We start from the raw sequence: 24,807 nt of genomic DNA, 5'->3' as shown, positions 1-24,807 counted from the left end.
TAGGAGGAAATGCACCAATGAAGCAAAAAAGCTGGATTAGTATTGTGTTTTCTTTTGCTGCCCAGTGTAGGCTGAAAATAATATTATCTGTTCTATGTGCCATTATCTCTGTAATAGCAGGGCTGGTTCCATATTTGAGCGTATATCAGATCATTACGCAATTTATAGGCGGTGCGCCAATAATGGAAACCGTCTGGATGTGGTGCTGGATTGGTTTGGGCGCTTATGCCTTGCGCTTTGTGTTCTATGGAATTTCCACAACACTTTCGCATATCTCGGCTTATACGATTTTAGAAAATATTCGTTTAAGTCTGGCTCAGCGCTTGATGAAAGCACCTCTGGGAACGGTCTTGGGGGAATCTGTCGGAAAGCTGAAAAATGTATTGGTAGACCGCGTTGAAACGATTGAACTTCCGCTGGCCCACATGATACCGGAATGTATTTCAAATCTTTTGCTCCCCATTGCAGTATTCATTTATTTGGTCTGTGTTGATTGGCGTATGGCGCTATCTATGCTGATTACCGTTCCGATTGCCTTTGTTGCTTACGCGATGATGATGAAAAACTTTAATCAGCAATACGCCGACTATATGGAATCCAACAATTATGTCAATGGCGTAATTGTTGAATATGTGGAGGGAATCGAAGTCATTAAAGCGTTCAATCAGTCCTCCACTTCCTATGAAAAATTTGCACACGCTGTCGAGTCTTTTAAGGACTACACGTTGAAATGGTATCAAAGCACTTGGAAACTGATGAATTTTGGAAGTGCGGTTTTGCCATCCACATTTTTAGGCACACTTCCCGTTGGCCTATTGCTTTATTACAACGGCACTCTTACGCCGCAGGATTTAGTAATCTGTTTGATTCTGTCCCTTGGCATTGTTGGCCCACTTATGAACTTTACTACCTATGTGAATGAAATGAAAACTGTGGAGTATGCCGTACATGATGTTGACAAGCTGTTAAGCGTATCAGAACTGCCCGATGAAAAAACAGATGTAAGGTTGACCCACTATGACATTCATTTACAAGAGGTGGCCTTTTCTTACGATCAGACACAGGAAAATAACGTCCTGTCACATATCAGTTTGGATATTCCAGAGGGTAAATTTACGGCTTTGGTTGGCCCCTCTGGAGGCGGCAAATCTACGATTGCGCGTTTGATTGCCCGCTTTTGGGATGTATCGGACGGGAGCATTACGATTGGAGGAACAGACATCCGCAAAATTCCCCTGTCGCAGTTGGCAGATACCGTCAGCTTTGTTACACAGGATAATTTCCTGTTTAACTGCTCTATCAAAGAGAATATCCGCCTTGGGAATCCGCAGGCCAGTGACGAAGAAGTATTCGCTGCCGCTAAAGCCGCCTGCTGTGACGAGTTTATTTTGAATCTGGAACACGGATATGACACAATGGCCGGTGATGCCGGAAACCGCCTGTCCGGGGGCGAGAAACAGCGAATTTCTATTGCACGAATGATCTTAAAAAATTCGCCTATCGTAATTTTGGACGAAGCCACGGCATTTACCGATCAGGAGAATGAAGAAAAAATTCAGAGGTCAATCGCGGCACTGACAAAGGGGAAAACCCTGCTTGTGATTGCTCACCGCCTTTCTACAATCAAAAATGCTGACCAGATTATTGTGTTGAAAGAGGGCGAAGTGCAGGCCAGCGGAACACACCAGGAATTGCTTGCGGAAAATAGCTTGTATCGGGATATGTGGAACGCGCATATTGGTGCAAAGAATTGGTCTGCCGGGTCAAAGGAAGGGAGGTAACAGATATGTTCAAGATTGTAAAACGTCTGATTGATTGGACTGGACAATACAAGAAGCGTATTTATATAGGCTTCATCTATGCTTTCCTGCATAGCATTTTCACCGCTATTCCGATTATGCTGGCGACCTATGGTTTAAGTGCTGTTTTGGATGATTTTAATGGGAAGTCAGAATTAAATCCCGCTACAATATGGCTCCTGCTCATTGCTATGATTGTTTCCGTACTTGGGCGGTTTCTGTTTTCCTACTTACGGGCCATTACACAAGACAGCGTAGGATATGAAGCAACCGCAGCAGAACGAATCCGATTGGGGGATATTCTGAAACGTGTGTCCCTCGGCTTTTTCAGTCAGAATAATATGGGCAAATTATCCTCTGCCGTGACTACCGATCTGTCATTTATGGAGATGTTTGCCACGAACATGATAAATACAGTTGTCAATGGCTATATAACGGTGATTGTTCTGATTTTGTGTCTGGCGTTTTACTGCCCCCTTGCGGGCTTCATTTCGCTGATCGGTGTGCTGCTGTCTGCGCTCTTTCTAAATCTTCTGGAAAAACACAGCCACAAAAACGCACCTGTTCATCAAAAGGCACAAGATGATATGGTGGAAAGCTCGATTGAGTATTTGCGTGGTATGCAGGTAGTAAAGGCATTTAAGCAGGATGGCGTTGCCATCGAGGGTATTCGCAAGGCTTATAGCGACAGCAAAAAAATCAATATAAAAATCGAAAAGGAATATATGCCATATAACTGTCTGCACCTCTTTTCTCTGAAAGCCGTTTCCATTGCCGTTGTTGCAGTATCTGCATGGCTGACCTATTGTGGCAGTATGGATTTGCCGGTCATGTTGATGATGGATATGTTTTCTTTTATGATTTTCAGTAGCGTAGAGGCCATGAACAATGCTGCTCATGTGTTGGAGATTATTGACGCAACACTGTCAAAACTGAAAAGAATTGAAAATGCCAATGTCATTGATAAAGATGGGCAGGATATTAAGCTGAAAAATGCTGATATTCAATTTGATAATGTGTCCTTTGCGTATGACGAAAAGCCCGTACTGAAAAATGTCAGCTTTCAAATTCCACAAGGGAGTACAACCGCGATTGTCGGGCCGTCGGGCAGCGGCAAGACTACAATCTGCAATTTGATTGCAAGATTTTATGATGTAAACGCAGGAACTGTATCTGTTGGAACCGTGGATGTCCGTAGAATGACCTGTGATAGCTTGTTGTCAAATATCTCTATGGTATTTCAAAAGGTTTATTTGTTCTATGATACAGTTGAAAATAATATCCGATTTGGTAATCCTGCGGCCACTCATGAGGAAATTGTAGAAGCTGCAAAAAAAGCCAGATGCCATGATTTCATTGAACAGCTTCCGGATGGATATAACACGGTCATTGGCGAAGGCGGTTCAACCCTTTCTGGCGGCGAGAAGCAGCGTATTTCCATTGCCAGGGCTATCTTAAAAAATGCGTCTATTGTTATCTTGGACGAGGCTACGGCAAGTATCGACCCGGAAAATGAGCATCTAATTCAGCAGGCTATCAGTGAACTTACAGTCGGTAAAACTGTTATTGTAATTGCACATCGGCTGGCAACGATAGAACACGCAGATCAGATTTTAGTCGTAGATGCAGGGCAAATCGTACAGCAAGGAACACACACTGAACTGATTCAGCAAAACGGCTTGTATCGTCGGTTCATTGACATCCGTGAACAGGCCGAGGGTTGGAGTATTGCATAGCACCTACACAGGAGAAACAAAATAAAACTTCGTGCGTCGGGCGAGGATTATCTGGAGGCTATTCTCATGCTCCAAAAAACAAAGGTATGGTGCGCTCCGTTGATCTTGCCCGACATATGGGGTTCTCCAAACCGAGTATTAGCCACGCAGTGAAGGTTTTGCGGGAAGGCGGCTTTTTAACAATGGATGAAGAATTTTTCATTTTCGGGCAATGGACCTGAAAATCCGAAAAATCGCAAGCGGGTACTCGCTTGCTATCGAAACCCTACCTTCTATTTCTCCCTCTACTAATACTACAATTAGAAGGTGGAAAAATGGCTGTATCCGCAAAGAAAAACAGAAAAAGGCCACGGCTGAACCTCCATTCATGGTGTGATCCATCATGGCCCTGGCTACACAAGGAATACAAATTGACTTTTCCGGGTTGGTGTTGTAAACTATGATTAGTTTTGACTAACTATACTATAAGGAGGGCGCTCATACATGACAGATATGGAAAAAGTAAAGATTCATGGCGTCCCGGAAACCATGATGCAGACTCTGTTTGCCCGGGCGGCCCATTCTCAGAAGAAGGAACATAAATTTTATGATGCGAAGGCTATAGAGATCGTGAAGCAGCTGGACTATGACTTTTCCAAGGCGGAGAAGGATGCTGCCATGAGCAGCGGTGTGATTGCCCGCACCATTCTGTTGGATCAGATGGTGGGTGCCTTTTTAGAGGAACATCCGGATGCAACTGTTGTTAATATCGCCTGTGGCCTGGATACACGGGTCTACCGGCTGGATAATGGACAGGTTCGCTGGTACAATCTGGACCTGCCGGAGGTGATCGACATCCGGCGGCGTTTTCTGAACGAACATGGGCGTATCTCCATGATCGCCAAGTCCGCTATGGATGAGAGCTGGGCAGCGGAAATCGAAGATCCGACGGGCGAAGTGCTTGTTGTGATCGAAGGGCTAGTCATGTACTTAACCGAGGCGGATATAAAGAAAATTCTATTCATTATCTGTAGCCGGTTCGAACATACGGAGATCATTATGGAGATTATGAATCCTTTTATCATGCGGCACATGAAGGAGAAATCGATTGAGGCCAGTAAGGCTCGTTTTACCTGGGGTCTGAAAAGCGGGAAGGAACTGGAGAACATGGTGTCGGGGCTTACATGGGCCGAGGATGTGAGTTTGGTCGAAGGGATGAAGGAACTGTATCCTGTCTATAAGTTGCTTGGATGGATACAGCCTGTTAAAAACCTTTCTAACAAGCTGGTAATACTGAGAAAATAGGATAGATATAAACTGCCATTCAGCTTTGTCATAGGAGATGCGTCAGCCATGGAGAAATTGAATTATTTAAGACAGGACAAAAAAATACCGGGGAAGGAATCCTTTGTGACCTATGTGGATTTTCAGGTAAAGGATGGCACCGCCGATATGTGGCTGTATGACATTTTTCCGGGAGTACAGCTCATGGTTGTAGATTTTTCTTCTGAGAGCTGTTTCCGAAGCGGTGAAAAGCAGAATGTAATCGGGATCAATCATTGCCGGAAGGGGCGGTTTGAATGTGCGTTTGACAGCCGGAATTATCTCTATTTGGGAGAAGGCGATATTACCCTGAACAGCCAGATGCACCCGCCAATCGCGTCTTCCTTCCCCTTGAACTACTTTTATGGGTCCACTATTATTTTGTTTCCGGAGGTCATGAAGGATGTACCGGAGCTTCAGGCCTTTCAAATCAGTGCGGAGGCAATCACAGAGAAATATTCTCTTGAATCAAGATCCCCGGTATTTCGCCGCAATGCGGAAATAGAGCATGTATATCAGGAACTGTATACACATCTGGATCGTCCGTCTCTGCCCTTTTTGCGGCTGAAGATTTTGGAGCTCCTTTATCATTTCCAATTCAGACAAACTCTTTTTGAGGAGAACCAGCACTATATTTCGGGAGTGACCGTGAAGCGGATCAAGCATGTCAGGGAGCATCTGGTACAGGATATGGAACACCGGACCAATCTGAAGGAACTGGCATTGGAGCACAATTTAAGTCTGACACAGTTAAAAGATGGATTCAGGCAAATTTATGGCGAATCACCTTATGCATATTTGCGTAGTTACAAAATGCATCGGGCGGCACAGCTTTTGCGCCAGTCAGATAAAAAAATCAGCGAAATTGCGCTGGAAATGGGTTATCAGAATCCAAGCAAATTTTCAGAGGCATTCCATGCGGTGATAGGCTGCAGACCAAGTGCCTATCGAAAGGAAAAAAAGTAGAAGAAAATCATAGTGACACCTTCCGAATGGAGGTGTCATTTTTTGGCTTTTTGGAGCATTTTGCAGAAGGCATGGCTTTTCGGAGTGGCAAAAGAATCTTTCACATGGTAATATGTACGAGTTAGTAAAGACTAACAAAAGATGCAGAAAGGAAAGAAATACATATGAAAACAAAACTTACAACAAAGGATTTAATTACCGCAGGCGCCTTTGGTGCAATTTATTTAGTGCTGCTCACGGTGTTGTCTTCAGTCCTGACCATTGTTCCAATCCTCTTTCTGGCAACGCCGTTGATTGCCGGCATCATACTGGGAACTGTGTATATGCTGTATGCCACCAAGGTGCCGCGCACCGGTGCAATCCTGGTGCTGGCGCTCCTGGTGGGGCTGATTACGTCCATGGCAACCATTTATCCGCTGATTTTTGCAGTTGTATGGGGATTAATCGCTGAACTCATTACCGCAAAAAGACGCAAATCTGCAGGTGCTCTGGCAGTCAGCTACTGTGTGTTCAACCTGACTTCTATGGGTCCCTTCTTTGCCCTTATTCTGGCAAAGGATGCCTTCTTAGAAAGTTGTGCAGGGTACTATGGAGAAGAATATATCGCAACGCTGGATAAGCTGACGCCTAGCTGGATTGTTCTTGTGCTGATTGCTTTGGCTTTGGTGGGCGGATTGCTTGGCGGTCTGTTTGGAAGAAAGATCCTGAAAAAACATTTTGTGAAAGCCGGTATTACAGCGTGAACCGCGAAAAGATTTCCAGTGGTCTTTTGGATCCGAGAAGTAAGCTGGCGGTATTTATTGCCGCCTGCCTTTCGGCATTTTCCGGGTTGACACATCCGCAGGAATTTGTCCTTCTTGCCCTGTGTGTGGGGATAACGCTTCTGTGCCAGAAATGGAAGAGGGCTTTTTATACCGGTCTTATCTTTGCAGTTATGTTTTTTTGCGATCTGTTTCTAGCACCGCGATTGTCAGGGATACTGCAGAATATCATCATGCTGGCATGTCATTTCTGCCGGTTTATTTTACCGATGTTTGCAGCCTTTTATATTGTGACACAGACTTCCAGGATTGGGGAATATATCAGTGCATTTACTCAGATGCATCTGCCAAACGAGGTCATCATTCCTCTGGCGGTGATGCTCCGTTTTGTCCCGACTATCCAGGAAGAATGGCAGATGGTGAATCAGGCACTCCGGTTAAGAGGGATGGCGCTGACATGGAAAAATGTTCTTCGTCGTCCGATGCAGATGATGGAATATATGCTGGTTCCCTTTTTGCTGCAATGCTCGGTTATCGTGGATGAGATGTCAGCTGCTGTTATGGCGCGGGGGTTTGACAAAAATATGCCGCGAACCAGTTATGCGGAGGTTCAGATGAAGGCTCTGGATTGGTGTATAATAGCTGTCTCTGCCGGACTGCTGTTCTGGAATCTTTGTTTCTGAGGAAGGGAGGAGATGTTTTGATCAAACTGAATCATGTTTCCTTTTCTTACCAGAACGGGGAAGCAAATGAAATGCAGGTGCTGTCTGATGTAAGCTTTCAGGCATCACGCGGAGAATGTGTGGTACTTTGTGGGAAAAGCGGATGTGGGAAGACGACCATGCTTCGCCTGGTAAACGGTCTTATCCCACATTTTTATGCCGGGAAACTGGAGGGGAATGTCCTTGTAGGCGGACAGGAAATGCAGCAGACACCGTTGCCCCAAACGTCCCGGATTGTGGGAAGTGTCTTCCAGAATCCCCGTACCCAGTTTTTCCATCTGGATACGACCGGAGAGATGGCTTTTAATCTGGAAAATCAGAATCTCCCCCGCCCGCAGATGAAGAAGCGTCTGGAGGAGGTGTCCTATCGTCTGAACCTGCAGGAGCTGATGGACCGGAATATTTTTGAACTGTCAGGCGGCGAGAAACAGCAGATCGCCTGTGGCTCCGTTTATGCGGCTTTACCGTCGGTCATCGTTATGGATGAGCCTTCTTCTAATCTGGATATGGAGAGCATCCGAAAACTGCAGAAGTTGATCCGCATGATGAAGGATGAAGGAAGAACTGTGCTGATTTCAGAGCATCGGCTGTGGTATCTGGAGGGAATCGCTGACCGTTATGTGCTGCTGGAGGAGGGCCGGATCAGGCAGGAATTTACGCCGGAAGCAGCGGCAGGTCTTTCGCTGGAGAAGCGCAAAGCGTTGGGACTCAGGGCAGTAAAGCAGGAGCAGCTTTATGAGCTGAGGCCCGATATGGGGCTGATAAAACAAAAGAGTACCGGGCTGGAAATAGATTGGCTTCAGTTTAGCCGCCAGATGCGCCAGGTACTGAATGTGCCGCATTTAGAAATACCGTCAGGGGCAATCGTAGCGGTGATCGGAGAAAACGGTGCCGGGAAATCCACTTTCAGTCTTTGCCTGGCAGGTCTTTTGAAGCATACGGGTACAGTACGGATCGACGGCAAGAAGATCGCGCATAAAAAGCTGCCGGAGCAGGTCTACCTGGTCATGCAGGAGGCAGGACATCAACTGTTCAGCGATACGGTATTGGGTGAATTGACCTTGAATAATCCGGCACTGTCAGAAGAAAAGGGCAAAGAGGTTTTGACAACGCTGGGCTTAAATGGTATGGAGAACCGTCACCCTGGCTCCCTCTCCGGAGGTCAGCAACAAAGGCTTTCTCTGGGAACAGCTCTTTGCATGAAGCGAAAACTGATGCTCTATGATGAGCCGACCAGCGGTCAGGATGGAGAAAATCTGCTGCGGACAGCGGAACTGATCCGTGCAGCCAATAAACAGGCAGCCAGTACCCTGATCGTGACACATGATCCGGAGCTGATCTTGCGCTGTGCGACCCATATTCTGCATATCCACGCAGGGGAAGTAAAGAAATTTATACCGCTTGATGAGAGAGGAGTGATTTATATGAAGAAGGTATTTGGAGAGGATGCGCAGACAAAGAAGCCGCAGAAAACCGGTATTCCGCGCCTGTTAGAGTTTACAGGACGGCATCGTCCCCTACTGGGCGCTGCGCAGTTGTTGTCCGGCATCAGCGCCTTGTTCCTTCTGGGACCGTTTGTGTGTGTTTATTTTGCGGCCCGTGTGCTTTTAACAGGACTGACCGGAGGAGGTTTTTCTATCTCGTCCCTGGTGCAGTGGGGCGTGTGGGCATTGGCGCTGGAACTGGCCGGGCTGATCATTAATTTTGCGGCACTTATATGCTCCCATACCGCAGCTTTTCATACAGAAAAGAATTTAAAAATGGCAGCGCTCCGTCATTTGTCCAGGATGCCAATGGGGTATTTTGAGGAAAATCCCAGCGGAAAGCTAAGAAAAATCATTGATGAAAACAGCGCCCAAATGGAGACTTACCTTGCCCATCAGCTGCCGGATCTGGTGAGCGCTCAGGTCACGACGGTTGCCAGCCTTGTGCTGATGCTGGCTATGGACTGGCGCATTGGCCTTCCACTGATCGTTCTGATGCTTGCAAGCTTTGCCTGCCAGATGACAATGATGGGCGAAAAAACCATGAATTTCATGAAGCGCTATCAGGACGCTCAGGAGGAAATGAACCACGAGGCGGTAGAGTATGTCCGGGGAATCTCCGTGATAAAGGTATTTGGACAGTCGGTACATTCGATACGGCGCTTCAAGGAAGCGATCAATGCTTATCGGGATGACGCACTGGCCTTTACTATGGCCTGCAAGCCCGGATATGTGGGCTTCAATACTGTGGTCAATGCCGCTTTTCTTGTGCTGATCCCTGCCGCACTCATCGGCATGACTTCGGCGGGAGATTTGACTGCCTTTATAGAGAATTTCCTGTTTTATCTGATTTTTGCACCTGCATGCGCATCTGTTCTCAACAAGATCATGTACATGAGCAACTATAAGATGCAGGCTATGGAATCTATGCGGCGGATTGACACAATTCTGCTTGCCAGAGAGCAGTCAGAGGCACAGGAGCCGCAAATGGCACAGGGCAGCGACATTTGCTTTGAGCATGTGACCTTTACCTATCCCACAGGAGAACAGCCTGCGGTTTCAGATGTCAGTTTTACAGCAAAAGCCGGAACCGTTACGGCACTGGTGGGACATTCCGGCTCCGGCAAGACCACCATCGGGACCCTGGTCCCCCGCTTTTATGATGTGCAGGAGGGGCGTATTACGCTGGGCGGCGTGGAACTTTCTGAGATTTCCCGACAGGAAGTCATGGGAAAGATTGCTTTTGTCTTCCAGAATCCCAAATTACTGAAAACAACACTGGAGGAAAATATCCGCGGCGGCTGCAAAAATGCCAGCCGGGAAGATATCCTGCGGGCAGCCCGTCTGGCACAGTGTGATGATATTCTGGCAAAGCTGCCGGAGGGCATTGACAGCATCGTGGGCGGGAAAGGCGTCTATCTTTCTGGAGGAGAAGTACAGCGGGTGGCTATTGCCAGAGCAATTCTGAAGGACGCACCGGTCATCATTCTGGATGAAGTCACGGCATTTGCCGACCCGGAAAATGAGATACAGATTCAGGCAGCCCTGAAGGAACTGACAAAGGGAAAAACAGTCATTATGATTGCGCACCGGCTGTCCACCATTCAGGATGCGGATCAGATCCTGGTAATGAAAGCAGGGAGTCTGGTAGAACAGGGAACGCATCAGGAACTGCTTGGTAAGAATGGCGAGTATGCCCATATGTGGGCAGATTACAATCAGGCAATCGCCTGGAAGATTGACCGGAAAGAGGAGGTGAAACCATGCTGAAGAAATTATTCGCATTAAGCGATCAGGGGGAACGGGAATTAAAGCACGGGATTGTGGCAACTACGATAGGACATTTGTGCATCATGGCTCCCATTTCCCTCTTGATGCTGGTGACCATGGGACTTCTGAACAGGCTCTGCGGGGAGACTGAACTGACAATGCAGCCAGGAGTGATAGTTCTGATGGCGGCGGTTCTCTTACTTTTGATCTTCATAACCCAATGGGTTCAGTATAACCTGACTTATAAAGTGGCTTACGAAGAAAGCGCTAACCGGAGAATTACCCTGGCGGAAAAGCTGCGGCGACTTCCACTGGCATTTTTCGGTCAGCGTGATCTGTCTGATCTGACAACAACCATGATGGGTGACTGCTCTAAACTGGAAAGAATTTTTTCCAATGCGGTTCCCAGTCTCTTTGGAACAGTCATTATGTTTGTGATTGTGTCCGTGGGGCTTTTGATCATGGATTGGCGCATGGGGCTGTGCATTGTTCTGCCGGTACCGGTAGCTACGCTTATTTTGATAGCGGCCAGAAAGGCCCAGACAAAAGCGGAAAGCCGCAATTATGACGCTCACCGTGCCGCTTATGATGGGGTGCAGGAATATCTGGATACCATACAGGAGCTTCGCTCCGCCGGTCTGGAACAGGAATACCTGGATGGAGTTGAGAAAAAACTGGATTATGTGGTAAAGTGTGCGTTTCGTAATGAGCTGGCTCCAGGTACTGCTGTGACGTTGGCGCAGCTGACAGTACGCTTTGGGCTGGTGGCAGTTCTGCTGGTTGGAGGTCTGTTGGTAGCTCAAAATATGCTGTCCGTCAATATGTTTATTCTTTATCTGTTGGTAGCAGGCCGTGTTTATGAACCCTTTGGTTCCTGCTTTATGCTGATGGCGGAACTGTTTTCTGCATTTGTCAGCATTGAGCGGACGAAGAAGATGGAAGCGACAGTGGAGCAGACTGGTCAGCCTGTTTGTAAGAACAATGGGTACGACATTGAGTTTAAGGATGTTTCTTTTTCGTACAATGATGAGCTTGTACTCAATGGGATTTCCTTTGTAGCGAAACAGGAGCAGATCACTGCGCTTGTAGGCCCTTCCGGCAGCGGAAAATCTACTGTTTCCCGTCTGGCAGCCCGGTTCTGGGATGCAGATGCCGGTCAGGTACTGCTGGGTGGCGTGGACGTGACGACTGTGGAGCCGGAAACGCTGTTTAAGAATTATGCCATCGTCTTTCAGGATGTGACCCTTTTTGACGATTCCGTTATGGAGAACATCCGCCTTGGTCGGGCGGGGGCGACAGATGAGGAAGTGCTGGCGGCAGCCAGGGCAGCTCAGTGCGAGGAGTTTGTTTCCCGTCTGCCTGGCGGCTATTACAGCAATATCGGTGAGAATGGCTGCGCCCTTTCAGGAGGCGAGCGGCAGCGTATCTCTATCGCCCGGGCGATCCTGAAGGATGCGCCGGTAGTTATTTTGGACGAAGCCACAGCTTCCATGGATGCGGAGAATGAGAACTTGGTTCAGCAGGCACTGTCCGTGTTGCTGCGGGGGAAAACTGTACTGGTTATTGCGCACCGTATGCGGACGATTGCAAACGTCGATAAGGTTGTTGTCCTGGAACAGGGCCGCGTCGCAGAGACGGGAACGCCGGAGGAACTTCTGAATCAAAAGGGATTGTTCTATCGTTTGGCTGAAGCACAGACGGTACATCGATAGAGCTTCGGGAATCAGAAAACAATGCAGACAGGTATGACAAAGGGAGTCAATGAAAATGAATCAGATGAGTGTACTCGTAACAATATCTTTTGCGATTTATTGACGAGCCTCGGTGTGGATGAAAAAACCGCTATGGATGATGCCTGCCGTATGGAACATGCTGTTAGTAAAAAGAGTTTTTTGGCCCTTATGATGCTTGCTGAAAATCTCTCCAATGTTTGAACAGAACAGTTACAGACAGCTAATAAAAGAGTAAAAGATGGCCGCCTATGAGGAAATTATCCTTTTTAGCATCCTCCCCAAGAAGGAGGTCTACATAATCGAATACTCTTGCCCGATAAAGGGGCGTGGATAGTCAAAGCACTGTCCACGCCCCTTTTTGATTCGACAGCTTTCTTCAGCATTTGCTACGACATTTTGGCAAGTGTTGAATGAACTTGAACAGGACAACAATCAAGCAATCTATTACTTCAGATATCCTGTATATACAAAGAGAAGAAAAATAAGTGCTATAATATTAACTGTGTTGAAAATGTAGGAAAAAGGTGTGTGCAAGATGAAAAATGTGCTTTTTATATTGCGGCTACAGAGAAATTATCTGAATCAGAAAAGCATGAAATTGAAATGGATATAAAGAATGCAGAGATTTATCTTAGAAATAGTGAAAATGAAAAGCACAGAAAAATCACAACGACACAACCAGAATACTTTGATGGGATAAGAAGCATTCCTATAAATCAAATTGAAGTTCCACCATGTTTTAAAAAGAATAGGCCAGCAGAAAAGAAAATTGATTCTATGATTGAATATTATAAAGAACGTGGACATTTTGATAAGCCTGTCACGGTTGTATTTCGGAATGATAAGTATGTATTAAAAGACAAATTTTTACGATACTATAGAATGGTTCAGAATGGAAAGTCAGACCGACCAATGAAAAGAAAAAGAAACTGAAAAAGAAGCTGAGCGAATATCTGAAAAGAGGAAAAGCAGTAGCGAGACCACTTGCAGTTACAATTAAAAGGGTAAACGAGATTGTACGAGGGTGGATAAATTATTTCAGAATTGGAAAGATGAAACAGTTTGTGAAAGAACTCGGGGAATGGCTGAGACATAAAATCAGAGTAATTGTCATGAAGCAATGGAAGAGACCCAAAACCATTTATCGGAATCTAAGCTATCTGAACTGGAAACATAAGAACAGATTTAGCAATAAAGAAATATTTAAAGCTGCAAATTCGAGACTGGGTTGGTACAAAAGAAGCGGAATGAACGTGGTGAATTTCATTATCAGCAAGGATTTACTTGAAAACAGGATAAAAGATGGAGCTGGTCTGCTCAATCCCTTATCCTATTACTTAGTTAAAGTTGGAATATAAATTGTAGAGCCGTATACGAGACCCGTACGTACGGTTCAATGGGAGGGGCGAAAATATTTATTTTCCCTCTACCCTATTTACGATATAGTTTCTTTTACCGCGGCAACAGCGATTACCGGTTACCAGAATTCCAGCGTCTCTTTCTGCAACACTGCACCCCCTTTTGATTAGCGTTTTTTTCTCCGCACCTCTTGCAAACCAGAAAGAAGCGCGGTATAATATGACCAGAAGAACCGAAATGGTCATATTTCAGGGAGGGTGCGACCTTGGCTTTTACCGATTACGAAACTGAGCAGCTCCGCAAGGCGTTGCTGAAGGAAACGAGACATTGTGCTGTCACGCTGGGGATGAAGAAAACCTCCGTAGAGCAGCTGACGAAGGCGGTCGGCATTTCAAAGGGCTCGTTCTATAAATTCTACGAATCCAAGGAAATGCTTTTCTTCGCGGTTTTGGAGAACGTTCACTCCGATCTTTACGGAGTGGCTGACCATGCACTGAGCGAAGCAAACGGCTTGCCGCCGTCGGAGCGTGCGGCAAAGGCGGTTCTTGCCGTCTGCCGGCGGCTGTCCGATACCGGCGACATGGTTTTCATTGAAAACGATGCGAAGCTGCTTTTGCAGAGACTGCCGGAGGACATCAAAAATGTCCATTACCACGATGACGAGACGCACATTCGTCTACTTTTGGAGAAATATGACCTTGCGCCGAATCGCGGCATCTCTTTGGCTGCCGCCACGGTACGGGGACTGATCTTGACTGTTTCCCACAAGGAGCAGATTGGAGAACTGTACCCGCAGGTGCTGGAAACGCTGGTGTACGGCGCTTGCAGGGAGTTATTTAAATAAACGGAAGGCCGCAGAGATGCGGCTTTTCCGAAATACGGCGGTTAGCACTCTCTAACTACGCGACTGTGCGTATCGGTTAGGCGAATCTAATATCGAAAGGAATGATAGCGATGCCGGAACACAAGAACTTCTGGGACAAAAATGCCGGTCGGTACGACCGCTTTATGCGAAAGGATCGGGCAGCGTATGAGGAGATGTGTGCGCACATCCGGCCGGTGGTGAAAGCAAAAACGGTGTTGGATCTGGCGACCGGCACGGGGCTAATCGCAAAACATATCGTAAACGCAGCGGCACACATCGAGGCGACGGACGCTTCTGCGGAAATGATTGCGGAAGCCAAGCGGGACAATCACTCGGCGAAGCTGCACTTTTCCGTGCAGGATATGTTCCGCCTGCCCTACGCGGATGAATCTTTTGATGTGGTGATCGTGTCAAACGCACTGCACATCGTGCCGCAGCCGGAGAAAGCCCTGCAAGAAATCAAGCGGGTTCTGAAGGATGACGGCGTGTTGATTGCGCCGACCTTCACCCATGCCGGAAACTCTTTTTCCGGCATGGTCAGGACATTTTTTATGAGGATGGCAGGCTTTCCTCTCCGCAGCAAGTGGACGAGCGAGGAATATCTGACTTTTCTGCGGCAGAACGGCTGGACGGTGCGGAAAAGCGCTGTTTTGAAGGCATCCTTCCCGCTGACCTATGCGGAATGTGTGAAATCGGAGGTGTGATAAGATGTCATTTTTTGAGAACACCAGAAAGCCTGTGGGGCTTGGCGGGAAAATCATGGTCGCCATGATGAATCTGGGGCACAGTCCTGTGGCACGGTGGGGACTTCGCTTTTTGGAGCTTACTCTGGACGCCAAGGTGCTGGACTGCGGCTGCGGCGGAGGGGCGAACATCAAGAGACTTCTGAAAAAATGCCCGGAGGGTATTGTCAAGGGCATTGACTATTCCCCTGTCAGTGTGGAGAAATCCAAAAAGGTCAACGAGGCCGCCATAGCGGAGGGCCGCTGCACCGTTCTGCAAGGCAGCGTGGCGGATATGATCTTTGCAGGCGACTGGTTCGATGCGGTAACGGCCTTTGAAACCGTCTATTTCTGGCCCGATCTGCCGCAGTGCTTCCGGGAGGTTTACCGGGTGCTGAAGCCCGACGGGAAATTACTCATCTGCAACGAAAGCAACGGCGATACGGACAAGGACAAGAAGTGGACGGAGATCATCGGCGGCATGACCATCTACAAGGACGCCGAGCTGAAGGCGTATCTGGAGCAGGCGGGCTTTCACGATGTGCAGATACACAAAAAGAAAAGCTGGCTGTGCATCACGGCACGGAAATGAGGGGGGCTAAATCATGAGTATCTTTGCATCTATCTTACGCAGCGTATACAAGCTCTCCGGTGCGAAAAAGGCGTTCGCCTTGCCGGAGGATGCACTGCGAAAGGAAATTGAAAAGCAGAACCGGCATCGTGGCGTTTTTACGCCCACCGACCGCAAGGTATATTATGAAACGATCGCGGTAAACGGCTTTCCCTGCCTGATCGTGCGAGAGCATCCGAAGCCGTCCGAGCGCGCGATTCTCTATTTCTTTGGCGGCGGCATGGTGATCGGCCCCGATAAGGGCGACCTGCCTGTGATGCGCAAGCTCTGCCGCGAGACCGGCTGTGATGTGTGGTTTCCGTTTTACCCGCTCTGCATGGAACACTGCATTACTGAAACATACGCGATGGTGTACGAATGTTATCGAAAAATAATTACACTGTACGGCGGCGGAAATGTCAGCACCTGTGGTTTTTCCTCTGGCGGTGCGCTGGCTTTGGGGATCGCGGCGCACAACAACGCGCAGCCCGAGCCGCTGCCGCAGCCGAGACACATCGTCGTTGTATCCCCCGGTGAAGTGCCGTGGAACGATGCGGAAAAGGCGCGGATGCAGGCGCTCAATAAACGGGACGTTTCCATCGACTATGCCTTTATGGTGACAGTGGAAAAAATCATGCGGCATGGCTGCGAGAATGTGCCGGACTATATGCTCTCCGGCTCCCGGGGAGATTTTACCGGCGTAGGCGATATTCACTTCTTCTATTCTGCCGACGAGGTGCTCTACGGTGCTTTGCCGGACTTTGAGGAAGCCTGCAAACGAGCAAATGTCCCCTATACGGTGTCCGCCCGCCCGAAGATGGTGCATTGCTACTGTATGCTGCCGATCTTCAAGGAGGCAAAAGAGGACTTTGCGAAAATCGTGGACATTTTGAAAAAATGAAATCGGAAACGGTCGTGTGATGATTGAAACACGGAGGAAGAACCATGGAACGAAAAGAAGCCATTCGCAGTGCATACCGAATGACGGGCGGCAATAATTTTTATGATGGCATCATGATCACCTGCTCTACCCTGAGCGGGAAAGCGGTGTGCTGCTTGGTGTGGGCAATGAACAAGGCGGAAAACGATGCCTATCTGGAAAAGGCAATGTCCGGTATTCCGGAGCATTTCTCCGGCAAGCTGTTGGAAGTGCCGGTGGGAACAGGGATTCTGACCATGCCGGTTTATCGGACTATGCCGGAGGCGGACATTACCTGTCTCAATTATTCGCCCGATATGATGAGGCAGGCACGGGAAAAGGCTGACTGCCTGCACCTGAAAAATGTAACCTTCCGGCAGGGAGATGTGGGGGCGCTTCCCTATGAAGACGATACTTTCGACATCGTTTTGTCGCTGAACGGCTTTCATGCTTTTCCGGACAAGGAAGCCGCCTATCGGGAGGTTTTCCGGGTTTTGAGACCCGGCGGGACATTCTGCGGCTGCTTCTATGTGAAGAGCGAGCACAAGCGGACGGATTGGTTTGTCCGGCATGCTTATGAAAAGGCAGGGTTTTTCACACCGCCCTATGAAACGGTTTCCAGTCTGAAAGCACGGCTGGATGGAATGTATACGGATGTGGACATGGGAAACCTGAAAAGCATGGCATGGTTTGTCTGCCGAAAAGCGGGTTAAATCTGAGATGGTCTCATGCACGCAAGAAAGAACAAGGAGGGAGGCAATCAGATGAAGGACAACGAGCTTCTATTCGACCGCAAAAGCCATGTGCTGTATTCAAAGCCTTGCAAGAAAGAGATACGGGCGAAGATCGCCCTGCACTACCCGGAAGCAGAGCGGGAGGCGATATGGGAACAGGTACAGCGGCAGTACGTGGTCTTTCTCTCCGACTGGCGCACCGACTTGGGCGGCAAAAAGAACTTCCACAACGACGTAGGAGGCACCTACGACTGCATCGCCATCATGAGCTATTATTTGGTCTGCAAAGCAGTTACTTCGTTCCGTGAAATCGAAGAGATGGAGGAAAATCTGATTCTTCCGACTTTCCGCAAGCTGAAATTTGTGGACTGCAACAAGCCGTTCTGGCGGAAGCTGATGTACAAGGCGTTTGTTCGTGCGAAAAGCGGCTGCGATAAATGGCACGATTACGAGATGGCGGTTGCGCCTTATGAAACCGACAAGCCTATTTATTATGAATTTACGGCGTGCCCGGCAGCGGAGTTTGCTATCAAGCACGGTCTTACGGATATTATGCCCGCCCTGTGTAATGTGGACTTTGCGTCTATGGAGCTGCTCCATGCAAGACTGGTGCGGACGACTACTTGCGTGGACGGCTGCCGATGCGATTATACCATCTGCGGCAACAAGGATCCATATTTAAAGGAGCATCCCGAATACCGGGACGAAAAAGGATACAGGAGGAACAAGTAATGCTTTTACAAACGGTTTTGGAAGGTCTGGGGCTGGGGGTTCTGCTGATTATCATCTGTGCCGTGGGTATCCGCAAGGGCGCGGTGGGCATGGTGCATCTTTACAGCCCGGAGGTGCAGGAGCGGTGCGTAACGCTGGGACTTACAACACACGCGAAAATTAAGCGAAATGCTTTGATTTTCAAAGCTGTCTGCGTTCCCGGTTACATCGCCTATGTGCTGGTGTGTGTCTATGCGCTCAACGGCGCAAAGGGCTTCGTTCAGGGCTTTTGGCAGCTGCTGGTCATACTGTCCGTTATGAATCTCATAGACCGATTTTGGGTTGACGGCTATTGGGTAGGACATACGAACGCATGGGAAGTTCCGGGAACGGAAGACCTGAAACCCTACATTACAGCCAAGGATAAGGGCAAAAAGTGGCTGTTCGGCACAGTTGGTATGGCGGTCATTTCGGCAGCACTGGCGGCGATTATGTCGGTATTTATTCACTGAAGGAGATACCTATATGAAATATAAAATCGAGAAAAACACCGTACAGGAGACGTTGATCATTCCGCTGTATGCGCGGAAGGTCTGCTCAGAACTATACCCGAATCTTTACCGGGACGAAACAGCGGTTCGCCTGATTGACGAGATCGACTACGACTTTTCAGAGGCGGAGAAAAAATCCCGCAGCCTGATGCAGCGTTTCGGTTCACTGGAGGTGGCCATGCGGCAGAATGACCTTGCTTTTGAGGTGCGGGATTATCTGAAATCTCACCCCAATGCGGCGGTGGTCAATCTGGGCTGCGGACTGGACAGCACAGGGAGAAGCTGCGACAACGGCAGTTGCAAGATTTATAATCTGGACTTTCCCGATGTGATCGCCCTGCGCAATGAACTGCTGCCCGCCGGAAAGCGGGAGGAAAGCATTTCTTGTGATTTGAACAATACCGAGTGGTTTAAGGAAATTGATGCCTCCGGCGGCGCGTTGTTCTTTGCCTCCGGCGTGTTTTACTACTTTTTGACCGAACAGGTCAAGGCTTTGGTTCAAAAAATGGCAGACGCTTTTCCCGGCGGCGTGCTGGTATTTGACGCAGCGAACCGGACGGCGGTAAAGATGATTGCCAAGACATGGCTCAAGAGCGCGAAGATCCAGGATGTGGGCGCGTATTTTGCGGTTTCGAACGCAAAAAGCGAGCTTTCCCTGTGGGACAGCCGTTTGCAGGTCACGAGTCGGGGCTATATGCTGGGCTACAACGATCTCCGCGACCCATCCGTCAGCGGCTTTTTCCGTTTTCTCGCAAAGGTCGGCAACGGCATGATGAAAATGCAGATCGTGAAGATCGGATTTGGAGGCAGGAAATGAAATCGAGTAAAGAAAAACGAGCGCTTATTGCGGGAATGATCGGGTGCTTGCTCTATGTGATCGGCGACTTTTTGTTTGCGGCGACCGGGAAAACCCAAAGCACGGAATCCATCGGACTGATGGTCAAAGTCGCCTATCTCGATATGGCCACATGGCGCATGGTGGTCAGCATTATCTGCGGTGTTCTCGGAACGGCACTCTATTACATCGGTTTTCACCAGATGTGGAAGCTCCTGAAGCGGCACCTCACCCAACCAAAGCAGCAGAAGTGGGTCAAGCTGTTTCAGATCGCCTATCTCACCGGCACGGTCTGCTGGGGCTATGTCCATGCTATGTTTACGAACATGGCGCTGTTCTTCAAGTTTACCTTTGAGAAATACGGCGATATGCAGGCGGCAGCAGAGATCGCCAATAAGGTTTTTTACTGCAACGCCGCGCCGCTGCTGGCAGCATATATCCTGTGTGATGTACTTCTTTCCGTCGTGATGCTCGTTATAATCTGGAAAAGGATGCTCCCGCTGAAAAACACAGCACAGCGGATATTGGCATCCTTCTGCAACCCCATCGTTTTTACGGGGATTGTGGGAAATCTCTTCACGCTTCTGCCGTGGCCGCTGGATCAGATCGATCACGGCACGGAATCCGCCGGACACCTGCTGGTTTTGGTATTGGGGCTGGTTTTGCTGCGGGAGAAGGCAAAATGCGGAGAATGTAAGGAGACAGTGCAATGAAATACATAGGTATGCCCATGGGAATGTGGGCGCTGTTTGCAGGCTCATTCCAAAAGCAGCTGACAGAGGTGCTCGGCTACGATACCGATACGGCAAAAGCGATCACGAAAAATGCAAAGCCGAAATACAAAGCAATCATCGCAGACCTGCCGGAGTTTGAAAAAGCGGATCGCTTCAAGATGAACATCGTCAACTGCGCAATGATCGGCGCGTTCGTTCTCTCCATGCCGGAGCGTCCGGATGTGGAGTGGCTGACGGAGTATTACGCAAAATCCATGATGACAAAGCCGATGAAATGGTTCTGCCGCAAGAGCGGAAAGAGCAAATTTGCCGAAAAGGACATTTCCGGCATGAAGGCGACCGCAGCCTTGAAAGCCGCCGACCGCAACCCGTATTCATGGAATATGGAGTTTTACGAATACCCCGACGGCAGCGGATACGAGGGACGCTTCACCAAATGCGGCATCTGTGTGCTGATGAAAAAGCTGGGGCTATATGACCTCACTCCGGCGCTGTGCCGCCTGGACTACACCATGAGCGAAGCGGGCGGCGTGACCGACTTCGTGCGGCAGTACACTCTCGCCTCCGGCGGCCCATACTGCGACTGCGGGTATAAAAAGAAGGGCTTCGTGAAGCCTGAGACGGAGGCCGGACGATGAAGGAAACCTATCTCTCCCGTGATTTTCGGGAGACTGCGGCACAGCGCTTTTCCTCGCACGCCAAGGAGCTGAAGGCCTTTTTTGATACACGGTTGAATGCGCTGCTGGCTGAAAATGCAGATGCAAGCAAGGAGAAGCAATACCACCTCAAGCGGCAGATCTTACCGGGCATTGCGGCCTACGAAACCTTGCAGCGGGTCATGCCGAAAGAGGAGGCGCTGCAAATCGTTCATGGCTATGTGGAGCGGCTGGCGAGAACGAGTCACAAACAGCTTGCCACCCTGCTGCTCATACCGGGGCTTTACCGCCTTGTTCCCAGCGTTTTCGTCAAATCCACGCGGAGCGTCTTCGGCCCGGCGGCGGGCTTTGACCCAAAGGAGTTGCAGGTCGGCAACGGTATATGGCGTGTGGATATGGTGAAATGTCCCTATCACGACACCTGCGCAGAATACGGCTACCCGGAGCTGTGCCGCTGCTTTTGCGACAGTGACGACATCAGCTACGTCGGGCTGCATCCGAAGCTGATCTGGGAGAGAAGCATGACGTTGGGGCGCGGCGATGACCGCTGCGACTTTTGCATGAAGATCATAAAATAGGGACGCAGGAATGAAGAAAATGAAGACGAAAGAAACAAAACAGTTCATCCACTGGTGCATTCTTGGCGCGATCGGATGTGGATTGATGGCTGCCGGGGACTGGCTGCTGGGGTGCGTTCCGCTTCAGAAAACCGACACCGGCCTTTTCAACAGAGCCTGTTATCTGTCTGGCTCTTATGGGCTGTGGAGGCCCGTGCTTACCGTTGGACTGGGAGCGATTGGGGGCTTTCTCTATTACTTTGTGGTAAAAGCACTGAATGCGGACATCGACGAAAAATATAGAAAGACCAGAACCATCCAGTTTCTGTGCGGGATATTCACCGTTGCGATCGCTCTGACCATCCATACATGGGTGGCCACCATGGCATGGTTTACCACCTATCTGGGGCCGCGTATCAGAGCGGAGGCCGCGCTTGCGGCGGTTACGGCCTATCAGGACGATATGCTCCCCGCGATCCTCCCCATGTATGTTCCGATGCTATTGGTTTTTGGTATCCATTTTGTGATGCTGCTTGCCGGAAAAACGCGCTATCCAAAGTGGATGCTTGCTTTCCATCCGGTCACATGGAACCTTCTGCTGGCTGCAGTACCGGATATTGCGCAGGCAATGCAGATGCCGGTGTCTACATGGATGTCCGTGATGAGCCAGAGCAGCACGAACAGTGCTATCATGATCTGGTGCATTGCGGCTGCGGTTTATGAGAGAAGTCACACTCAATAAAAAAGGAGTCTTGAACATGAAACCTGATTACAAAAACTGGATCCCCAAGGGAATGCTGGTTTCGCTCATCGCGGGAACGGTGCTGTCCCTTGCGCTGCTGCTCGTTTTCGGCGTATTCGGCATCGGTGTGAGAGGAAAGCTGCGCGTCGTGCTGGGAGTGGTGTTCGGCATTGCCTTTGTCGTTTGTGCAAAGTACACCCAGCGGTGCGCTGACCATTGCCTGCGCAAAGCGCAATCCCCAGGGGAAAATGGTCGGCATTGACCGCTGGGGCAAGGAATATGCCTCCTTCAGCCTGCCGCTGTGCGAAAAAAACGCCGCTGCGGAGGGCGTGAAAAACGCTTCGTTCCGGCGTGGAAACGCCGTGAAGCTGGATTTCCCCGACGAGAGCTTCGACGCAGTGACCAGCAACTATGTCTATCACAATATCACGGGGAAGGACAAGCAGGCGCTTCTGCTGGAAACGCTGCGCGTGCTGAAAAAGGGCGGAACGTTTGCCATCCATGACCTGATGTCGCCTCGCAGATACGGCGATATGCAGGAGTTTGTCCAAAAGCTCAGGGATATGGGCTATGAGCGCGTAGAGCTGATCGACACGACCGACGGCAGCTTTATGACGCCGAAGGAAGCCGGACGCCTGATGCTTTGCGGCTGAACATTGCTGGTGGGAAGAAAGTAATCGGCGCGGCATCATGGAAAGCTGATCTCCGCACAGTTTGACAGCTACCGCCGGAGCATGGCGGAATGTACCGACCGCAAGACTGCCGGGCTATATATGGACGCGACGATGGTCTATCACTTCGGCGGCTAGGCTACGTTTCTTAAGCCTGTAAATAAATCACGGGAGGAAAAGTGATATGAAATACAACGGCTTTTATTTCTGGATGTTCAAAAGCCCGATGAAAAAGGTTCTGGCAGAGAAGTACGGCAGGGAATATGCCGCCGACATTATGAAAAAGAGCAAAAAGGTCTATCGTGAGCTTGTCGAGAAAGCAGACGACATCGGTGACGATAACCCTATGGCATACAACGAGTTGTTCGCCCTTGCCTTCGTTGCGCCCTATGTGGCAAGCGAAAAGAAAATTCCGCCAACGGTCGTGCAGGAAATGATGCGCCGCTCACTCTATCATATCAAGTGGTATTTTGCAAAGACCGACTTGAATACCGACAAGGGCAAGGCGGAGAACAAAAAGAGCGTTGTCAAATACGCCAAATGGTACACGCCCGAAAAGGAAGCGAAATACCCGACCTCCTTCAAGGTGGATTTTGTCGGGCAGCCGTATGAGGGTGCCTGTTACTACCGCATTACCCGCTGCCCGATTTGCATTTACACGGAGAAACTCAGTGTTTCCGAACTCATGCCGTTGTTCTGCGAACTTGATGAAGTGATGATCACGCTTCAGCACGGCGTGCTGCACAGAAAACAGACGCTGGCGAATGGCGGAGAGTATTGCGACTACTTTATTACCGGAAACAGAGAATAAACGGAGAAGCTCGTATCGGTCAATAGCTGATACGAGCTTCTTTTCATATGTGCGCCTAGCGGCGCACGTTTCTAACGGGTTAAAGTCCCGAATCCGCCCGGTAGTGGGAAGGATATAGCCGAAAGCAAGGGTGTCCATCGTGAGATGGAATCTGAAGGAAGCTGGATGTGAGGAACATACTAACTCATGGGCAAATCTCTGGTCTGACGGACAGAAACCTTATATGAGGTTATGCATGAGGGTAAGGTTGCATATCAAATCGAAGCCCAATAACTACACGGAATCATGCATGATAAATGAGGCAGACGGATGGAGAGGAAGAAACGTGTGGTACCTAGGGAGGTCTGTGCGGTACGCCTTGAAAGAGGTAACCATTGCATAAAGCAATGCTGAACGCACAGAAGTCAGCAGAGGTCATAGTAGCCGAGAGGTGAAGGACCGAATCAGTAGGAGTCTTGAGTATGAACGAGAAAGGAGGAATGACCGTCTATGGCAGAAAACATTGAAAACAATGGCTGTTTGCAAAGAGATAATGCGGAACATGAAGGGTATGTGAAAGCGTCTAGGTCATTCAATCGGATATGGAAAGAAAGAGACAGTGCACAGCCGAGACTTTTGGAAGCGATACTGTATAAAGACAACTTTAACAGAGCGTATAAGAGAGTTAAGGCAAACAAGGGAGCGCCAGGAATTGATGGCATGACCATTGAGGAGGCTCTTCCATATCCAAAGGAACATCAACAAGAGTTTATAGCTTTTACTTTTTTCTCCAGTTGGCATACTGGTGGCAAGTCCATTTTCATGGCAGATACGATTACTGATTCTGCAGAGTTTATGGTAACTCCGCTTATTGGAAACATACTTGTGATGATCAACAAAGCTTGCGGCGTTAAAGATGATATGATTGTGAATATGATTTTTGTCAACGTGGGTGCTGATCACGAAGCTTTGAATTGGGTGATCCAAGTTATTGTGATAATAGCCTTGATTCCTATACAACATTTGGAATTTCCTATGACAAAATCTCTGATAACTGGATATATGATGGGAAAATTAT

General features: G+C 48.9%; 26 protein-coding genes and 3 pseudogenes. 28 read left to right on the top strand and 1 reads right to left on the bottom strand.

The genetic code is table 11. The features are described from left to right. The first annotated feature begins 17 nt into the window (after positions 1-17). The 28 genes and pseudogenes from H8S54_RS10745 to H8S54_RS18990 all read left to right on the top strand — a co-directional run. Positions 18-1,781, top strand: a complete 1,764-nt coding sequence (locus tag H8S54_RS10745; RefSeq protein WP_021925323.1) for an ABC transporter ATP-binding protein — start codon at positions 18-20, stop codon at positions 1,779-1,781. A gap of 5 nt (positions 1,782-1,786) precedes the next feature. Continuing rightward, complete coding sequence (locus H8S54_RS10740) at positions 1,787-3,535, top strand: ABC transporter ATP-binding protein (RefSeq protein WP_173767624.1); 1,749 nt, start codon at positions 1,787-1,789, stop codon at positions 3,533-3,535. Positions 3,536-3,556: 21 nt separating this feature from the next. Further along, positions 3,557-3,738, top strand: a pseudogene (locus tag H8S54_RS18245) (metal-dependent transcriptional regulator); the annotation flags it as partial. A gap of 280 nt (positions 3,739-4,018) precedes the next feature. Continuing rightward, a complete protein-coding gene (locus H8S54_RS10735; RefSeq protein ID WP_021926385.1) occupies positions 4,019-4,819 on the top strand; it encodes a class I SAM-dependent methyltransferase in 801 nt (266 codons plus the stop codon). Between the two features lie 48 nt (positions 4,820-4,867). Then, on the top strand, positions 4,868-5,803 hold the full coding sequence (locus H8S54_RS10730; RefSeq protein ID WP_021926386.1) for a helix-turn-helix domain-containing protein: 936 nt from the start codon (positions 4,868-4,870) through the stop codon (positions 5,801-5,803). A gap of 164 nt (positions 5,804-5,967) precedes the next feature. After that, positions 5,968-6,546 carry an MptD family putative ECF transporter S component gene (locus H8S54_RS10725; RefSeq protein ID WP_117854266.1) on the top strand — a complete coding sequence of 193 codons (579 nt, stop codon included), beginning with the start codon at positions 5,968-5,970 and terminating at the stop codon, positions 6,544-6,546. Then, on the top strand, positions 6,543-7,247 hold the full coding sequence (locus H8S54_RS10720; RefSeq protein ID WP_186901469.1) for an energy-coupling factor transporter transmembrane component T: 705 nt from the start codon (positions 6,543-6,545) through the stop codon (positions 7,245-7,247). Before H8S54_RS10725 ends, H8S54_RS10720 begins: the two co-directional genes overlap by 4 nt. Before the next feature lie 17 nt (positions 7,248-7,264). Continuing rightward, positions 7,265-10,540, top strand: coding sequence for an energy-coupling factor transporter ATPase (locus H8S54_RS10715; protein WP_173767626.1), 3,276 nt, complete (start codon positions 7,265-7,267; stop codon positions 10,538-10,540). Next, positions 10,534-12,252, top strand: a complete 1,719-nt coding sequence (locus H8S54_RS10710; protein ID WP_021926390.1) for an ABC transporter ATP-binding protein — start codon at positions 10,534-10,536, stop codon at positions 12,250-12,252. Before H8S54_RS10715 ends, H8S54_RS10710 begins: the two co-directional genes overlap by 7 nt. 21 nt (positions 12,253-12,273) lie before the next feature. Continuing rightward, positions 12,274-12,474 carry an iron dependent repressor, metal binding and dimerization domain protein gene (locus H8S54_RS10705; RefSeq protein WP_021926391.1) on the top strand — a complete coding sequence of 67 codons (201 nt, stop codon included), beginning with the start codon at positions 12,274-12,276 and terminating at the stop codon, positions 12,472-12,474. A gap of 327 nt (positions 12,475-12,801) precedes the next feature. Further along, the gene (locus H8S54_RS10700; RefSeq protein WP_021926392.1) at positions 12,802-13,206 is read left to right on the top strand and encodes a hypothetical protein; all 405 of its coding nucleotides are present in this window, start codon (positions 12,802-12,804) and stop codon (positions 13,204-13,206) included. Continuing rightward, complete coding sequence (locus H8S54_RS10695) at positions 13,203-13,631, top strand: group II intron maturase-specific domain-containing protein (protein WP_330600165.1); 429 nt, start codon at positions 13,203-13,205, stop codon at positions 13,629-13,631. The genes H8S54_RS10700 and H8S54_RS10695 overlap by 4 nt, the downstream gene beginning before the upstream one ends. A 266-nt stretch (positions 13,632-13,897) precedes the next feature. Next, positions 13,898-14,476 (top strand): TetR/AcrR family transcriptional regulator, encoded by a 579-nt coding sequence (locus H8S54_RS10690; RefSeq protein ID WP_118582767.1) that lies wholly within the window; start codon positions 13,898-13,900, stop codon positions 14,474-14,476. A 110-nt stretch (positions 14,477-14,586) separates the two neighbouring features. Continuing rightward, a complete protein-coding gene (locus H8S54_RS10685; RefSeq protein ID WP_186901468.1) occupies positions 14,587-15,201 on the top strand; it encodes a class I SAM-dependent methyltransferase in 615 nt (204 codons plus the stop codon). 4 nt (positions 15,202-15,205) lie between these two features. Continuing rightward, positions 15,206-15,811 carry a class I SAM-dependent methyltransferase gene (locus tag H8S54_RS10680; protein WP_117854259.1) on the top strand — a complete coding sequence of 202 codons (606 nt, stop codon included), beginning with the start codon at positions 15,206-15,208 and terminating at the stop codon, positions 15,809-15,811. A 13-nt stretch (positions 15,812-15,824) separates the two neighbouring features. Then, positions 15,825-16,730 (top strand): alpha/beta hydrolase, encoded by a 906-nt coding sequence (locus H8S54_RS10675; protein ID WP_117854258.1) that lies wholly within the window; start codon positions 15,825-15,827, stop codon positions 16,728-16,730. 44 nt (positions 16,731-16,774) lie between these two features. Beyond that, a complete protein-coding gene (locus tag H8S54_RS10670; RefSeq protein ID WP_173767628.1) occupies positions 16,775-17,461 on the top strand; it encodes a class I SAM-dependent methyltransferase in 687 nt (228 codons plus the stop codon). 51 nt (positions 17,462-17,512) lie between these two features. After that, a complete protein-coding gene (locus H8S54_RS10665; RefSeq protein WP_173767630.1) occupies positions 17,513-18,214 on the top strand; it encodes an L-2-amino-thiazoline-4-carboxylic acid hydrolase in 702 nt (233 codons plus the stop codon). Then, positions 18,214-18,705 carry a hypothetical protein gene (locus H8S54_RS10660; protein ID WP_118582749.1) on the top strand — a complete coding sequence of 164 codons (492 nt, stop codon included), beginning with the start codon at positions 18,214-18,216 and terminating at the stop codon, positions 18,703-18,705. Before H8S54_RS10665 ends, H8S54_RS10660 begins: the two co-directional genes overlap by 1 nt. Before the next feature lie 13 nt (positions 18,706-18,718). Beyond that, entirely contained in the window at positions 18,719-19,561 is an 843-nt protein-coding gene (locus H8S54_RS10655) for a class I SAM-dependent methyltransferase (protein ID WP_117854254.1), read from the top strand. Continuing rightward, positions 19,558-20,292: a DUF6796 family protein gene (locus tag H8S54_RS10650; RefSeq protein ID WP_186901467.1), complete on the top strand. Its 735-nt coding sequence runs from the start codon at positions 19,558-19,560 to the stop codon at positions 20,290-20,292. The genes H8S54_RS10655 and H8S54_RS10650 overlap by 4 nt, the downstream gene beginning before the upstream one ends. Beyond that, positions 20,289-20,951, top strand: coding sequence for an L-2-amino-thiazoline-4-carboxylic acid hydrolase (locus tag H8S54_RS10645; protein WP_117854252.1), 663 nt, complete (start codon positions 20,289-20,291; stop codon positions 20,949-20,951). The genes H8S54_RS10650 and H8S54_RS10645 overlap by 4 nt, the downstream gene beginning before the upstream one ends. Continuing rightward, entirely contained in the window at positions 20,948-21,547 is a 600-nt protein-coding gene (locus H8S54_RS10640) for an L-2-amino-thiazoline-4-carboxylic acid hydrolase (protein ID WP_117854251.1), read from the top strand. The genes H8S54_RS10645 and H8S54_RS10640 overlap by 4 nt, the downstream gene beginning before the upstream one ends. Positions 21,548-21,557: 10 nt before the next feature. Further along, entirely contained in the window at positions 21,558-22,268 is a 711-nt protein-coding gene (locus tag H8S54_RS10635; protein ID WP_243000318.1) for a DUF6796 family protein, read from the top strand. A gap of 16 nt (positions 22,269-22,284) precedes the next feature. Further along, entirely contained in the window at positions 22,285-22,530 is a 246-nt protein-coding gene (locus H8S54_RS17995; protein WP_202031095.1) for a hypothetical protein, read from the top strand. After that, the gene (locus tag H8S54_RS10630; RefSeq protein ID WP_243000316.1) at positions 22,517-22,921 is read left to right on the top strand and encodes a class I SAM-dependent methyltransferase; all 405 of its coding nucleotides are present in this window, start codon (positions 22,517-22,519) and stop codon (positions 22,919-22,921) included. The genes H8S54_RS17995 and H8S54_RS10630 overlap by 14 nt, the downstream gene beginning before the upstream one ends. 202 nt (positions 22,922-23,123) lie before the next feature. Then, complete coding sequence (locus H8S54_RS10625; RefSeq protein ID WP_117854249.1) at positions 23,124-23,750, top strand: L-2-amino-thiazoline-4-carboxylic acid hydrolase; 627 nt, start codon at positions 23,124-23,126, stop codon at positions 23,748-23,750. Between the two features lie 489 nt (positions 23,751-24,239). Next, a pseudogene (locus H8S54_RS18990) lies at positions 24,240-24,497 on the top strand (group II intron reverse transcriptase/maturase); the annotation flags it as partial. Between the two features lie 102 nt (positions 24,498-24,599). Here H8S54_RS18990 and H8S54_RS19565 read toward each other — a convergent pair. Then, positions 24,600-24,752, bottom strand: a pseudogene (locus H8S54_RS19565) (relaxase/mobilization nuclease domain-containing protein); the annotation flags it as partial. Between the last annotated feature and the right edge of the window lie 55 nt (positions 24,753-24,807).

Origin of the sequence: Blautia segnis (genome assembly GCF_014287535.1) — a bacterium.
In the GTDB taxonomy this organism is placed as follows: domain Bacteria; phylum Bacillota; class Clostridia; order Lachnospirales; family Lachnospiraceae; genus Blautia_A; species Blautia_A acetigignens.
The sequence above is the reverse complement of the archived record's forward strand: the minus strand, read 5'-3'. Positions and strand labels throughout refer to the sequence as shown.